We start from the raw sequence: 14,347 nt of genomic DNA on the forward strand, positions 1-14,347 counted from the left end.
TTTAACCTACGACTTGACTGACGATAAATAGCAGCCCTAATACAAACACAATAGCGAGCAAAATACCCATCACGATGAAGGGGATAGGCGAAGAGGCTTGAAAGTCTTTACGTCGGTTTTGCTCTGTTTGTACGCCAACAAAGGCAGCTAAGGTACTCAAGAGTACTTGCCACCATTGATTTAGCATATGACTCTTTATTCGCCCTTCATCGGTGAACTATTACTAATGGGCGCACTTTGGTGGCCATAGAGCAGCTCAAATAGATCGATGAAATGTAATTGATTGGTCTGACTTTTACCTGATAACCAACTTTTCCAACTCAAATCATTTGCTTGAGAAGCGCAGCGGTTGCTCGGGTGGCTTGCGGGTAGGGCTGGATTGTAGCTACTGGTTGCGGTATCACATGCACAAGCGATAGAGGCTGAATCAGAAGATTGAGACGTTAAGCTAATGGTTCCAATGGCTGCAGTCACGACAGCAAGAACAGCAGTGGCTCTAAAGGTCGCTGTTTTCTTGAGTAATCCCTTCATGTCGTCCTCCTATATTTCATGCCGTCAAAACATTATAGCAAACAAGGTTATATTTTAAACATATTTTACATATAAATTCATTTTAGCCGCTACGATGAATTTTTTAGCCTACCAATTTCGCTAAATAAGCTTACAGGTATAGAGCGCTTGAGCTGCAAAAGGTAGAATAGTGCACTTCTTAAACATACTGGTGGGTTTGTTATGCGTCCATTTTTGATTGCTCCTTCTATTTTATCAGCTGATTTCGCGCGTCTAGGTGAAGACGTTGACGCGGTATTGAACGCAGGGGCAGATGTTGTTCACTTTGATGTAATGGATAACCATTATGTGCCAAATTTAACCATCGGACCGATGGTGTGCAAAGCATTGCGCGATTATGGCGTAACAGCCGATATCGACGTGCACTTAATGGTTAAGCCAGTCGACAGTCTGATCCCTGACTTTGCCGACGCGGGCGCCTCCATTATTACCTTCCACCCTGAAGCGAGTGAGCATTTAGATCGTAGCTTGCAGCTGATCAAAGAGTCTGGCTGTAAAGCAGGTTTGGTGTTTAACCCTGGTACGCCGCTACATTATTTAGACCATGTCATGGATAAGCTCGATGTCATTCTGTTGATGTCGGTTAACCCTGGTTTCGGTGGACAGTCGTTTATTCCGTCAACTTTAGACAAGCTACGTCAAGTGCGTAAGCTGATTGATGACAGTGGCTATGACATTCGTCTTCAAGTCGATGGTGGCGTTAAAGTCGACAATATTGCTGCCATTGCCGCAGCGGGTGCGGACATGTTCGTTGCCGGTTCGGCCATTTTCAATAAGCCAGACTATAAAGCCGTTATCGATGAAATGCGTGCCGAATTGGCAAGTGTAGAGATTTAACTGATGGCTAATTTTAGTCAAATTAAAGCAATTGCGTTTGACTTAGACGGGACGCTTATTGATAGCGTTCCTGATCTTGCTGCAGCGACTCGCGCTGCACTGCAAGAGTTAAACTTACCTTTATGTACTCAAGACCAGGTGCGCAGTTGGGTCGGTAACGGCGCTGAAATGTTAATGCGTCGCGCACTGAGCTTTGCATTGAATACTGCTGTTAGTGATGAAAGGCTTGCGGCCTGTATGCCAAGGTTCATGTATTTCTATCAGCAGAACTTACAGCAACATAGTCGCTTATATGATGACGTAGAACGAGTGTTACAGCAGCTGTATGCTGCAGGTTATCAGCTCGCCATCGTGACCAATAAGCCCTATGAATTTACCGTCCCGCTGCTTGAAGCTTTTAAACTCAATGGTTACTTTTCGATAGTTTTGGGCGGAGATTCATTGTTAAAAATGAAACCCGATCCTATGCCGTTAACGCATATATTGCAGCAGTGGCAGCTTGAGCCGGAACAGCTCTTAATGGTTGGTGACTCAAAAAATGACATATTAGCCGCAAAAGCCGCTGGGATAGCATCAATAGGCTTGACCTATGGCTACAACTACGGTGAAGATATTGGGCTGAGCAGCCCGACAGTGGTTTGCGAACAATTTAATGAAATTTCAGGGCTACTAGATGTAAGCGCTGAATCAATGGAGCAATAAAAGAATGACTGCAAAACCTATCGTGTTTAGTGGTGCTCAACCATCTGGTGAGCTGAGTATTGGTAATTACATGGGTGCACTACGTCAGTGGGTTGCTTTACAAGACACTCATGACTGTATTTATTGTGTAGTTGATTTACATGCGATTACCGTTAGACAAGATCCAGCACAATTGCGTGCAGCGTGTTTAGACACCCTAGCTATCTATCTTGCTTGTGGTATCGATCCTGAAAAGAGCACCGTATTTTTACAGTCTCAAGTGCCACAGCACACACAGCTTAGCTGGGCATTGAACTGTTACACCCAGATGGGTGAACTTAACCGTATGACGCAGTTTAAAGATAAGTCGCAAAAACACGCTAACAATATCAACGTTGGTTTGTTTGGTTACCCAGTACTGATGGCTGCCGATATTCTTCTTTATCAAACGAATGAAGTGCCTGTTGGCCAAGATCAGAAGCAGCATTTGGAGCTAACGCGCGATATTGCAACTCGCTTCAACAATGCTTATGGCGATACGTTTGTGGTACCGGAGCCATTCATCCCAGAGATGGGCGCTAAGGTGATGTCACTGCAAGAACCGACGAAGAAGATGTCTAAGTCGGACGATAACCGTAACAACGTTATTGGTTTACTTGATGATCCTAAAGCGATTATGAAGAAAATTAAAAAGGCAATGACCGATGGTCAAGAGCCACCAGTGGTGCGTTTTGACGTAGAAGAAAAGCCTGGTGTGTCTAACTTAATGAGCTTGATGTCTGGCTGTAACGGTCAATCAATTGCATCAATTGAAAAAGACTTTGAAGGCAAGATGTATGGCCACTTAAAGGTCGCCACTGGCGAAGCTGTTGTTGCTATGCTTGAGCCACTACAAGCTCGCTTCCACAAGTTTAGAGCTGACGAAGCTTATCTTGATTCAGTCTTTAGAGCGGGAGCCGAAAAAGCTAAAGTGCGTGCTGAAGTGACGATAAAGCAGGCGTACGAAAAAATAGGCATGATTGTTTAGGTATGAAATGATAACTAAATCATCGTGATAAAAAGCCAGCTTAATACGCTGGCTTTTTTGTGGGCTACGATTGCTTGCTGAGCCAATTAACAAATGCGTTAATAGCAGGCTCTTTTAACCGGCGCTGCTTACAGCTGAAATAGAACTCAAACCCAGTCAATATATCGGGTAGCGCCAACTCAACTAACACTGTTTTTTCAATATCAGCTTGTACCATAAAGTCAGATGCCAACGCGATACCTTGGCCTGCTATTGCCGCTTCAATCGCCAATAATACATGGCTGAAGATATGCTGCTGTTGCTCCGGCGGTAAAATCATCTTATTAGCGACAAACCAACGATCCCAGTCTAAGCCTAAGGGCCCTTCGTCGACGGTAAGCAGCGGATGTGAGCTTAACTCATTGAGCGGCTGACTGGCAGCTGTCAGCAAGTTAGGGCTAATCACAGGCACCAAGCGTTCTTTATGTAGCAGCTGGTGGTAGTAGCCGGGTTGTCCGCTCTGGCCTGTAATAAACATATCGGCCACACCATCGCTAAGTTCAGGATCATCAGTGATCATATCTAAACGGATTTTTATTTCTGGGTGTTGCCTTCTAAAACCACTCAACCTTGGGATTAACCACTTTATGGCAAACGAGCTATAAACCGCGAGTCGCAGCTGATCATTGCTATCGCCACTTATTTGCATACTCAGATCGCTGAGTTCATTAAAGATCCGCTCCAATGACTCATAGAGGAGTTTCCCTTTGCTGGTTAAGCATAGTTGGCGCCCCAGTCGCTTAAATAAACGCTCACCAAAGTGTTCCTCTAACAGCCTCACTTGATGTGAAACAGCGCTTTGGGTAATGCAGAGTTCGCTGGCTGCTTTGGAAAAATGCGCTTGCCTTGCAGCCGCTTCGAACACTTGCAAGGCCCTTAATGGCGGGAGTTTTCGCATTGTGTGGCCTTAGTTAATATGAGCTGAATAAGTGATATTGTGCATAGTATTAGTTTAATTCATGTATGGGCAAAAAACATCATTTCATGTCGAGATTTAAGCGCTATATCATCCGCGAATATAAAGCGGGTGGATGGAAATGAAAATGAGATCAAATGTCATGATAGGCATAGGGTTACTGGTGTTCGGCAATCTTTTTAGTGCGCTGTACGATGTATCTATAAAGTGGATGCCAGAGGGGAGCAATGCCGCGACGTTTCTACTGTTGCGGCAAGTCCTGTCGGTCATGATGTTACTGCCTTTATGGTTTGCAGCTCGCCGACCAACGACCTCTTGCCTTAAGTTACACCTTTTTAGAGCTAATACGGGTGCTATGGGAGCTGTGTGCTTAATCATGGGGTTGATGGCTTTACCTATGGCAACGGTGAGCTCGCTGTTTTTCTCGGCGCCGTTAATTATCGTGTTGATGGGGTGTGTATTCTTAAAAGAGAAGGTCACGCCATCGCAGTGGTTGGCAACTATTCTTGGCTTTATTGGTATCCTAATTTTGTTAAGGCCGAGTGAGATTAATTGGTTTGGTGTGGCGGTACTTATTGCCGCATTTACCTTCGCTATTAATCAACTTACGCTGCGTAAACTGCCGGAGACAGAAGATCCAACAGTGACACTAATACTCTATAACGGCCTAAGTATTCCGTTAGTAATGGTGATGGTTGCTGTGCAAGGATTAGAGGGTTTAAGCTGGCAATTAGTGGCCATAGCGGGACTAAGCAACTGCTTTCTACTGGCATACCAGTGGTTTTGTGTATTGGCTTATCGACGTGCCGAGGCGAGTAAAGTCGCGATTGCTGAGTACAGTGGATTGTTGTTTTGCGTGTTTTTCGGTTGGTTGTTATTCGAGGAGTGGCTGGATGCATTAAGCTGGGTTGGGGCTGCCTTTATTGTACTGCCATCACTTATTATTCCTTGGCTAAGCCACAAAATAGTCATGCAAAAAAAATCATCGAACATAATGCACGATGATCTTTTAAGCTAATACAGTCACTGAGTCGATTAAGGTTATGAGTCGGTGTACTCAAATACCTTAATCACTTTACGCACGCCAGCAGTATTACGCGCAACATCCACAGCAAGCTCGGCTTGCTGTCGCCTAACTAACCCAATCAAGAATACTTCACCGTTCTCGGTTACCACTTTAATGTTGGTCATATCAAGATTATCCTCACTGAGCATTCGACTTTTGACTTTGGTGGTTATCCAAGTGTCGTTACTTCGAGTGGTAAATGAGGTGGGGTTTCCGATGCGAATTTGATTATGAATCTTGCCGCCAATCTTAAGCTCTTGCACGGTGCGAATCGCTTTATCTCTCAGCATTGAGTTGGGCGCTTGGCCTATCATCAATACGTTGGTGTTCATCACCACACCGGTTACGTTCGCTTGGTTTTTGAGATCATCATGAGATGACAGTGCACTGGAGATATTGAAATCTGCATTGGTGTCATCCAGCTGAGTTTGAAAACTGCGTTCATCATTGACCATCATAGCGCCACTAACAGCCCCCACCATTACAGCGCCCGCACAGCCTTGTAGCATGAGCAGGATAGCAATTATTGGCAGCCGCTTTATCATGCAGGTTCGTCCTGGGGGAATAGTGTGCGGTCAATGTTGTCACACAAGCAATGAATCGCCAGTAAGTGTACTTCTTGGATACGGGCGGTCACATTTGACGGCACACGGACTTCAACGTCATTGACACTTAATAAGCCAGCCATTGCGCCGCCGTCTTTTCCGGTTAACGACACTATGGTCATATCGCGGCTAAGTGCAGCTTCCATCGCTTTAATCACGTTACCAGAGTTACCGCTGGTTGATATAGCAAGCAAGATATCACCAGGAGAACCCAGTGCCATGATTTGCTTAGAGAAGATCTCATCGTAGCTATAGTCATTGGCAATTGCGGTAATGGTTGATGTGTCACAGCTCAGTGCGATAGCGGGTAAAGGTGGACGCTCTATTTCGTAGCGATTCAATAACTCTGCAGAAAAATGCTGCGCATCACCTGCGCTACCGCCATTACCACAAGCTAAAATTTTATTGCCATTTAACAAACAATTCACCATCATTTCTGCCGCTTTGGCAAGTGACTCTGGCAATGCTTCTGAAGCATCAATTTTGGTTTGAATGGATTCAGTAAAGCTGTCTTTAATGCGCTCTAACATGGAGTTACCTTATATCTATATATAGCGTTTTAGCAAACGCGCAAATTAAAATTAAATCGGTTTAAAAAGCGTCGCGGATCCATTGTATGCCAGAGGGATCGGCGGCGATAACATCGAATCGGCAGATAGCGTCGATTCGGTTTAATTGTATGTAATGGCTCGCCGCTTTTCTTAAGCGCCGAACTTGAGCCAAGCTCAATGCGTTAACGGCTCCACCATATTGGGTATGGGTGCGATACTTAACTTCGATGAATACCCAATCGTTACCATCGCGCATAATAATGTCTATTTCACCAAAACGATAGCGTACGTTTTGTTCGACAAACTTAAGCCCATGGTGTTCCAAATATAGTCGCGCGGCGACTTCAGCTGCTTGTCCTTTAACCGCTGTTTTCTCTTTCAAATTCGCTGCATCCTTGTGGCGGTATTTGAATATAGCGCAAAAGCCCGAAGTGTTGTTACTCAGCGTTGGACATTTACATGTCAGCTTAAAGCGGGCGCAAGTTACCTCGTTGGTAGCGACCCCAGCTCAATTGACGATTAATCGTGCCGTCGTGTTGAACTGATAATGTGCCGCTACGGCCAGAAAACTGGTAGCCAGGCAGTGCACGCATCTGCGCAAGTTTACCGACTAAATCGAGCGCGTCATAGCCCATAATGTATAAGCGTTTGCGACTGTTGCTCCAATTAGGCCATAACTCATTTACCATACGAGTTTCGGTATTGGGGGTGATTAACCAAGGAATGTCGCTAATGGTGAGGTTATTCAACTCGGTTGCGGTTTCACGCGTATTACTTTCAACTCGGCTGCGGCTGGTGGTATAGAGAGGCACTGGCTGTGCAAATACACTGAAGTTGACATCAATAAACGGTTTCAATAAGACTAAATCACGGCTAGCAGAGATCATATAAATCGCGTCGATATCACGGCGCGAACGAAAATCAGCTTCAATTTTCGGTACCAAAATGGCCTTAATGCGCGCAATACGCTCTTTGCTGTCGATAACGCCTAGTGCCTTTTGGACCGTGACCTTCATTTTATCGCCAGCATCATAGTAATGAATCTCGGCAGGCTTACGAGTCAGTTGTTGCCAAGCATCGCTAAAGCTGTCTGCCATACGGTGGCCGACAGCATCATTACTGACTAACAGCAAAGGTTGCTCTATGCCGTCATTATACAATCGTTGCGCCGCATCAATCGCTTCATCTGTGGGTGACAAGGCAAAGAAAAATTTATCATCTTGTGCGGTAAAATTATCAATATGGTTTAAGTACAGCTGCGGAATACTCTTAGCTACAATGGGTTCGGCTGCCGGGGTGACCGCTGTTATTGCTGAAACTGGAGTCATTTCTTGTAACTGTTCCACTTCAGACTGCAGTAGTGGCCCAATAATAAACTCAGCGCCTGCTGTTACTGCCTGTTGATAAGCCAGCGGTGCGCCAAGGGCTGTATCAAAAAAATTGACTGCTACACTGTCATCGCCGGTCGCCATGTAATTAGCAATAATACCTTGCTTTACAGTATCTGCAACAGAGGCTCTTGGGCCTGTGAGTGGTAACAGTACCGCAATATTTTTAGGCTGATATGGCTTAGTGTTAAGGGCCTTCTCGAGATCGGTTGGTAACTTTGCTGCTGCAGGGTGATTAGGGTTAAGTTGTTGCCAGCTACCGAGTTGGCGCACTAGATCATTTGGGTTAATGGCGTAATGTTTAGCGATATAGGCTAACTGTACCCAGCCTGCAAAAATAGGATTGGTGCGGTCATCGCGAAAACTGAGTAGTGTTTTTTCGTTAATGGGCTGCAGTGAACGCCAGATTTCATTGTTAACATCGTAAGCTTGCGTCGGTGGTAAGTACTGGCTCAATAAGCTCAGCTGTCTAACTTGTTCTATCGGCTGATTGACCTGCTGATAAAGTCGCGCCTTAAATTGGTAATAGCTCACCCACTGCCAATTTGGTAATGTCCAAGTGCTAGGATAGTCGAGCGTTTTCAGCGCATGATCATACGTTGAAATCACCTCTAAAACCCGCGCGGAAAGATATTTGTGCTCTGCGAGTAATTCAGGTTTTTGTGTCATATCTTGTGCGATAGACTTTAATGTTTTGTCTGCAGTGTTGGCATTACCTTCGTTGAGAAATGCATGCGCTGCCAATAAAACATACTTATCACGCGTTTCACGGTTTTTTTCACTGGCGGCTAGCGCCAAATACTGTGATGAAGCCATTGTCACCGCAGACAAAGAAACTTGTGTCTTTTCAGTCTTTACGGGAGCCGTAGAGGTGCCACAACCGAATAAAACTGCAGATAAAATCGCGATTGAGATAAATTTAGTTGAATTCAGTCTTTTTAACACAGGTCTTCACTCTGGTAAGATGCTGTCAACAGTTTAACCTGCTCTTACGCTTGGCGAAAGTCTTGTTAAAAACTCTTGCTATAAGTTACTACAGAGGTAGATATGGACCTGTCGGTCGCGCTTTACATTGTTCCCACACCAATCGGGAATTTAGGGGATATCAGTAGCCGTGCAATTGAGGTGCTTAATCAAGTGTCGCTCATCGCCTGCGAAGATACACGCCATAGTGGTAAGTTGTTGAGTCACTTTGGTATTGAGACGCGTAAAACCGCGCTGCACGACCATAACGAACGTGATAGAGCTCAGTGGATTATTCAAAAACTGGGCTATGGTGAATCGGTGGCACTTATCTCCGATGCTGGTACACCACTGATCTCAGATCCTGGATACCACCTAGTGAAGCAGGTACGCGAAGCGGGCTTTAATGTTATCCCATTGCCAGGCCCTTGCGCAGCTATCACCGCGTTGAGCGCTTCAGGCTTACCCTCAGACCGTTTCACTTTTGAAGGTTTTTTACCGTCTAAAGAGAAAGGACGTTTCGATAAGCTAACCGCGCTTAAAGAAGATCCACGCACCTTAATCTTCTATGAGTCACCGCACCGTATCGTCCACAGTTTAGAATCGATGGTCGCCGCGCTTGGGGCTGACCGTGAAATTGTAATGGCGCGCGAAGTGACCAAAACGTTCGAGACCTTTCTGTCTGGTCCCGTAGGCGATGTGCTGCAAATGGTTAAAGACGACCCTAACCAGCAACGCGGCGAAATCGTGTTGATGTGTCATGGCCACCGCAGTGATGAAGAGTCTGAGTTCTCTACCGTGGTGATTGAAACACTAAAACTGCTTTGTGAAGAGTTGCCATTAAAGAAGGCCTCAGCCATTGCAGGGCAGATCTATGGCATTAAAAAGAATGCGCTTTATAAGCACGGTTTAGCGATCGGCCTCTAACGTTAGGCACATTGCGAGAGACTAAGTGTGAAAGTAGTTGGTTTGTTGGTGGAGCTTAGGCTATACTCCGCGCCGAGTTGGCTAGACAGTTGCCGCGCTTGCAAAAGCGGGGAGGAAAGTCCGGGCTTCAAAGAGCAGGGTACCAGGTAACGCCTGGGCGGTGTGAACCGACGACAAGTGCAGCAGAGAGGAGACCGCCAATCTTCGGATTGGTAAGGGTGAAAGGGTGCGGTAAGAGCGCACCGTGCGGCTAGTAATAGTCCGTAGCAAGGTAAACTCTACCCGAAGCAAGACCAAATAGGGTCCCGTATGGCGCTGCTCGCGTTGGGACCGGGTAGGTCGCTTGAGCCTGTGAGTGATTGCAGGCCTAGATGAATAACTGTCCACGACAAGACCCGGCTTATCGGCCAACTCAACCTTTCCACGTAGAAGGCCTCACAGCAATGTGAGGCCTTTTATGTTTCTGCCTGTGCTACAAAGTGGGTCACAACCTGTGACACACAAGATCCCCTATACATTCCAGCGTAATGGGGTCTATTACTTGAGGGTTCGCATACCCAAAATTATCCAAGAGAACACCAACCTTCCGCCAATCATGCGGCAAAGCCTACAGACGAAGTCCTCAAGAATAGCTATTACGCTGGTTAACCAGATAATTAGCCAAATTAATGATCTTAGGAGTTCTCTCATGACTACAAAAATCGCAATGACCTTTGCATCCGTTACGACCTTCCATGACAACGGTAAACCGCACAGTTTAACCAAATACGATTCCGGTAATGACAACAGTGATAGTGATAGCGCAATCAAGCACTCATTAGAGCTTGAAAAGGTGAATGCTCAACATCGAGTTGCTGATAACTCAGTAGAGCTTGAAGAGGGCGGTATGAAGCTCTCAGAAGCAATTGAGGCTTATAAAAAATGGCGAGACAAGTCAAAGCCTGTAGGCAGCAAAAGTAGAGGGCTTAGTAACAAAGTCGCCCAATCTCGGTATTCGAACTTCAGTATATTATTGCTGGTGCTCGGGGATAAAGATGTTAAAACCATTTCTAAATCTGACGTTAGAAAAACAATGACAGTAATTGAGAATATGCCGAGAAGGAATGTAAAGCCTTACTGTCAGAATAAGGACTTATCTGTATGGGTGGAAGCTGCTAGCAAGCGCCAAATACCTGATGAGGACTTGATTTCATCAAAGTCAGTAAAAGAGGCATTTAAAGACTATCAATCTCTGTTTTCGACGTTTTTAGTTAACAATGAGTTCATTCTCGATGCGTCCCCTACTACTGGACTGAAGATTACTTCGCAAAGTCGGTCATATGCTCCTTTTTCACTTGAGCAGATGAATTCGATTGTTAGTTATTGGAGGGGACAACAAGACACTGACTATAAATGGATTATCTTGCTGGCTGCTTATACGGGGGCGAGGCGAGGTGATATCTTTAACTTAAAACTATCTTCAATCAAGTTTGATGATAGCTGTAATAGACATTACCTATTCATTGAAGAAGGCAAGACAGATGCTGCTCGTAGAAAGATTCCGATACATCAAGAATTAGTCAACATGGGCTTTCTGACATTTCTTGAACAAAAATCTGCTGGACACTCGTTAGAATTTAAACTGTTTAGAGCATTCAAGACTGATTGCTATATAACTACTCGATTTGCCGCTAGTTTGGAAAGCCTGTCAATTGATAAACTTAGTGATGAGAAAAGACGGCGATCATTTCATAGTCTAAGGCATGCAATGATAACTGAATCAATGAAATATAACGAAATGCACTTAGTGCAAAGAGTAGTCGGTCACGAACTTTCAGAAGCTGGTATTACCAAAAAGTATACTGGTGAGTTTGAGCTGAAAAATTATTTAGGTGTAATTGATTGTTTGGATTGGCGATAACAAGCTGTTAGTTAGTATCAGGGTGTAATTCATACGAACGTGTCAGTAGGATTATGCTGGCACGTATTTGGACACAAATGGTTGTGAGGGGTAACTGTTTCAACTTATCTCTAATAAAAGTTTATCTTGATGCTACTAAATTAAATTAGAGTTTAGATAGCAACGTCGTGTTTTCAGATGATGATAGTTTGACTATTTATGATTAGTTGATAGATAAAGCTCTCAAATGATTAAGGCGAATGTCTTCGTAATGTCACGTTAGTTACTCTAAATTTGAATATTACAGTTACAGCCCACCTCTTTTATCCATGAACTCCCCATCAGATGTATTTCATTATGTTTTTATTTCGCATTTTGGGGTTCCTATATGACTTTCTCATGTATTAAAAATAAAACTCAAGACAGCTCATTAACGGTTTTCGGTTAAAACCTCTTAGAAATAGAGGCTTGCAGGCATCTATTTTTAAATATTTTCAAATATTTTGTTATCTACTTTTCAGGTTGAGATGATATTTTTTAATCTTCTTTTTTGTTTTTCTGAAATGTTTTTATTCTCGTCAAATATCTTTAACTTTGATTCGATTTCAAATGCAAATAAGTAATACCTCTGGAGAGTTATTACTTTTGAAATGCATAGTAGTAGCGGGCTCGTGGGATCTTACTATTGTATTGGTGGGATCTTGCGGTGATTATTGAAAACGGGATCCCGTTATTTGCACCTACTGCGAATCGCAATTGAATGGCTCTTATTTGACGAGATCGTCAGTTAGATATTCTGGATCTTGATATGCAAAACTGAATGGGATCTTACTGTTGTAACAGTGAGGGGTGTTGCAAAATAATATGAGGATGGTAAAATTTAAACAATGCAAGAAAGAAGGGGTTAGAGATGTTCGATAATCTAGATTTTAAAACAGTCACGTCAGTAGGTAGATCAGGTTCAAATGATTTGATCAGCATTACTCATAACGATTCTGGTAGTAAAAGTGAACTGATGTTTCGCCTGAGTAAAGAGGTAATGGATAAAGCGGGCTTTGAGTATAAAGACAAAGTTATTATCCAGTTTGCTCAAGAAGATAGCATTTGTAGAATACTCAAAAGTGATGAGCAAGGGTCAGTCACCTTGAGCAAACAGGTTCAGAAGAACCCTCTGTCTGCCAGTATTATCCGTCTGACTTTTAAATATGGCTTACCTAACTTTCTAGAAAGAGAAAGTAAAAGAGATAGTAAAGAGTATAAGAAAGTTAAATACGTTCATGAAGACGAGAAGATTCAATATGACTCCAATATTGGCCAGTTGACCTTTAAATTGAAGTTAGAGGAGAAAGAAGAGAAAGGCGATATTGCAAAGGAAAATGAGGAGGTGTAATTATGATTATCCATAATTGAAAAAGGCACCCATAAAAGGTGCCTAAATCGAGATTGATCTACATTACAAGATGCCTGCAAGCATCTTGGACGACCAAACTTCACTATTGTAACAGTAGTAATCTTAGCCGTCCGCGTAGTGTAAATCAATACATATATTCCCCAATGGGGACTAGTTGAATATTACTAGGAGTCAGAAATGACCTGTAATTTGAATTTACACAACAAATTGAGAGTTAGAACTCCGATTTGCGAGAACGCGGGAATCCAGCTTTGCTTGTGGTGTGCCCGTACTGATATTAACTGTACAGAGGGCTACTGCTATGAGTAAGAAAGATTATACCCACATTGAAGATGGTTACGTTTACTGCACCAAGGTTAAACATTGGCGCTCCGGTAAATTCATCTACCCAAAGACATCGAAATACTTCCGATTTAAGATTGGAAAGTAAGCGATAGTCCCTAAGACCCGCTATGTGCGGGTCTTATTATATCTTTAAGTGGTAGATAACGACCCTATGGTTTTAAATTCCTTCAGCCTCAATGCTGCATGGGAGTAGCTATAAAATACAGCTTGTTGTTTAAACTCATTTTGAGGCGTGCGTTTGCTAGCTAAGGTGGTGTCTCTTTTTTTTCTCAAGTGAGACTATTGATAACGGCGTGTTCACTAAGTATGCCTGAGTGAATAGAGCCTTTCGTGTTGAGCCATGCGGTTTTGAAGGTTAACTGAACACATCGAAATGAAATGTATTTGCTTATAAACTGAATGCAGCTAGATGTGCCCATTGTTGCTATGGCGGAGAAGAACTTCTGTAACGTAAAGTGCAGATAACAACAATATTTTGAATGTGGCTCAATGACTTGCTTTGATCTTGTAAACCGTAGAAACCCCGATCTTTAACTGTTCGGCCACAGCTTTTACAGTCAGACCTTGGGCGAGTAATTCTTCTACCTGCTCTTTGCTGACCTTTATGCTCGGTCTGCCCATGTGTTTACCTTTGGCTTTAGCAGCTGCTATACCTTCAGCTTGTCGCTCTCTGATTAATCCGCGTTCCATTTCAGCCACACTGGCTAGAATAGACAGCACACCTTTCTGAGCGGCCGTCATCGAACCGTAGAAGCTCATTCCTTCTTTATGAAATTGTATGCCGACCCCTTTAGAGCTTAGATGCTCTACAAGCTTTACAGCGTCTCCAGCCCCAGAACGACAGACACGATCTAAAGAGTGAATATGCAATATATCGCCTTCTCTAAGGTAATTGATGCATTCATCTAAAACTGGGCGCTTGATACTGCTTGCTGATGCCTTTTCTTCAAACACCTTGTCTATTTCAATATTCGGAAATGTTTGACGGTCAGTGTTTTGCTCAATGGTTGAGACTCGAATATAGGCGATGTTTGACATGTTGACTATCCATAAAGGTCTAAGAGAATTTGATAATAACCTCTACAAAGTAACAATTCAACCTTTATAGAGTACCTTTGTGTATATCTACAAAGGTATGCTTT

General features: G+C 43.6%; 15 protein-coding genes, 1 other RNA gene and 1 pseudogene. 9 read left to right on the top strand and 8 right to left on the bottom strand.

Annotated features, from left to right (window positions below):
- Nucleotide 1 precedes the first annotated feature (1 nt).
- Together L2729_RS16895 and L2729_RS16900 are read right to left on the bottom strand one after the other, a co-directional pair.
- Nucleotides 2–187, bottom strand: a complete 186-nt coding sequence (locus L2729_RS16895) for a DUF2970 domain-containing protein (RefSeq protein WP_248989310.1) — start codon at nucleotides 185–187, stop codon at nucleotides 2–4.
- An 8-nt stretch (nucleotides 188–195) separates the two neighbouring features.
- Nucleotides 196–531, bottom strand: coding sequence for a hypothetical protein (locus L2729_RS16900; protein ID WP_248989311.1), 336 nt, complete (start codon nucleotides 529–531; stop codon nucleotides 196–198).
- 201 nt (nucleotides 532–732) lie between these two features.
- Here L2729_RS16900 and rpe point away from each other — a divergent pair, with 201 nt between their 5' ends.
- Genes rpe through trpS form a run of 3 tightly spaced genes read left to right on the top strand, consistent with a single transcriptional unit; the run spans nucleotide 733 to nucleotide 3,115 of the window.
- Entirely contained in the window at nucleotides 733–1,407 is a 675-nt protein-coding gene (gene rpe, locus L2729_RS16905; protein ID WP_248989312.1) for a ribulose-phosphate 3-epimerase, read from the top strand.
- Between the two features lie 3 nt (nucleotides 1,408–1,410).
- Complete coding sequence (locus L2729_RS16910) at nucleotides 1,411–2,109, top strand: phosphoglycolate phosphatase (protein WP_248989313.1); 699 nt, start codon at nucleotides 1,411–1,413, stop codon at nucleotides 2,107–2,109.
- Between the two features lie 4 nt (nucleotides 2,110–2,113).
- The gene (gene trpS / locus L2729_RS16915) at nucleotides 2,114–3,115 is read left to right on the top strand and encodes a tryptophan--tRNA ligase (protein WP_248989314.1); all 1,002 of its coding nucleotides are present in this window, start codon (nucleotides 2,114–2,116) and stop codon (nucleotides 3,113–3,115) included.
- A 64-nt stretch (nucleotides 3,116–3,179) separates the two neighbouring features.
- Here the strand turns inward: trpS and L2729_RS16920 are convergent, their stop codons facing one another.
- Nucleotides 3,180–4,052 carry a LysR substrate-binding domain-containing protein gene (locus tag L2729_RS16920; RefSeq protein ID WP_248989315.1) on the bottom strand — a complete coding sequence of 291 codons (873 nt, stop codon included), beginning with the start codon at nucleotides 4,050–4,052 and terminating at the stop codon, nucleotides 3,180–3,182.
- A 145-nt stretch (nucleotides 4,053–4,197) separates the two neighbouring features.
- Here L2729_RS16920 and L2729_RS16925 point away from each other — a divergent pair, with 145 nt between their 5' ends.
- Nucleotides 4,198–5,088, top strand: coding sequence for a DMT family transporter (locus tag L2729_RS16925; protein ID WP_248989316.1), 891 nt, complete (start codon nucleotides 4,198–4,200; stop codon nucleotides 5,086–5,088).
- Between the two features lie 23 nt (nucleotides 5,089–5,111).
- Here the strand turns inward: L2729_RS16925 and L2729_RS16930 are convergent, their stop codons facing one another.
- The 4 genes from L2729_RS16930 to L2729_RS16945 all read right to left on the bottom strand — a co-directional run bounded on the left by L2729_RS16930 (nucleotide 5,112) and on the right by L2729_RS16945 (nucleotide 8,625).
- Nucleotides 5,112–5,681 carry a BON domain-containing protein gene (locus tag L2729_RS16930; protein ID WP_248989317.1) on the bottom strand — a complete coding sequence of 190 codons (570 nt, stop codon included), beginning with the start codon at nucleotides 5,679–5,681 and terminating at the stop codon, nucleotides 5,112–5,114.
- Nucleotides 5,678–6,271 (bottom strand): phosphoheptose isomerase, encoded by a 594-nt coding sequence (locus tag L2729_RS16935; RefSeq protein ID WP_101093436.1) that lies wholly within the window; start codon nucleotides 6,269–6,271, stop codon nucleotides 5,678–5,680. Before L2729_RS16935 ends, L2729_RS16930 begins: the two co-directional genes overlap by 4 nt.
- Nucleotides 6,272–6,332: 61 nt before the next feature.
- Nucleotides 6,333–6,674 (bottom strand): YraN family protein, encoded by a 342-nt coding sequence (locus L2729_RS16940; protein ID WP_248989318.1) that lies wholly within the window; start codon nucleotides 6,672–6,674, stop codon nucleotides 6,333–6,335.
- A gap of 85 nt (nucleotides 6,675–6,759) precedes the next feature.
- The gene (locus tag L2729_RS16945; protein WP_248989319.1) at nucleotides 6,760–8,625 is read right to left on the bottom strand and encodes a penicillin-binding protein activator; all 1,866 of its coding nucleotides are present in this window, start codon (nucleotides 8,623–8,625) and stop codon (nucleotides 6,760–6,762) included.
- A 102-nt stretch (nucleotides 8,626–8,727) separates the two neighbouring features.
- Between L2729_RS16945 and rsmI the strand changes: the two genes are divergently transcribed.
- The 5 genes and pseudogenes from rsmI to L2729_RS16965 all read left to right on the top strand — a co-directional run bounded on the left by rsmI (nucleotide 8,728) and on the right by L2729_RS16965 (nucleotide 12,839).
- Nucleotides 8,728–9,570, top strand: a complete 843-nt coding sequence (gene rsmI, locus L2729_RS16950) for a 16S rRNA (cytidine(1402)-2'-O)-methyltransferase (RefSeq protein WP_248989320.1) — start codon at nucleotides 8,728–8,730, stop codon at nucleotides 9,568–9,570.
- A gap of 73 nt (nucleotides 9,571–9,643) precedes the next feature.
- Nucleotides 9,644–9,989, top strand: an RNA gene (gene rnpB / locus L2729_RS16955) — RNase P RNA component class A.
- Between the two features lie 38 nt (nucleotides 9,990–10,027).
- Nucleotides 10,028–10,234, top strand: a pseudogene (locus tag L2729_RS21845) (DUF6538 domain-containing protein); the annotation flags it as partial.
- 24 nt (nucleotides 10,235–10,258) lie between these two features.
- Entirely contained in the window at nucleotides 10,259–11,470 is a 1,212-nt protein-coding gene (locus L2729_RS16960) for a tyrosine-type recombinase/integrase (protein ID WP_248989321.1), read from the top strand.
- Nucleotides 11,471–12,359: 889 nt separating this feature from the next.
- A complete protein-coding gene (locus L2729_RS16965) occupies nucleotides 12,360–12,839 on the top strand; it encodes a hypothetical protein (protein WP_248989322.1) in 480 nt (159 codons plus the stop codon).
- Between the two features lie 852 nt (nucleotides 12,840–13,691).
- On the opposite strand, the gene L2729_RS16970 is transcribed toward L2729_RS16965, so the two are convergent.
- Nucleotides 13,692–14,243, bottom strand: a complete 552-nt coding sequence (locus L2729_RS16970) for a recombinase family protein (RefSeq protein WP_248989323.1) — start codon at nucleotides 14,241–14,243, stop codon at nucleotides 13,692–13,694.
- Nucleotides 14,244–14,347 lie beyond the last annotated feature (104 nt).

This window comes from Shewanella gelidimarina, assembly GCF_023283945.1.
Taxonomy (GTDB): domain Bacteria; phylum Pseudomonadota; class Gammaproteobacteria; order Enterobacterales; family Shewanellaceae; genus Shewanella; species Shewanella gelidimarina.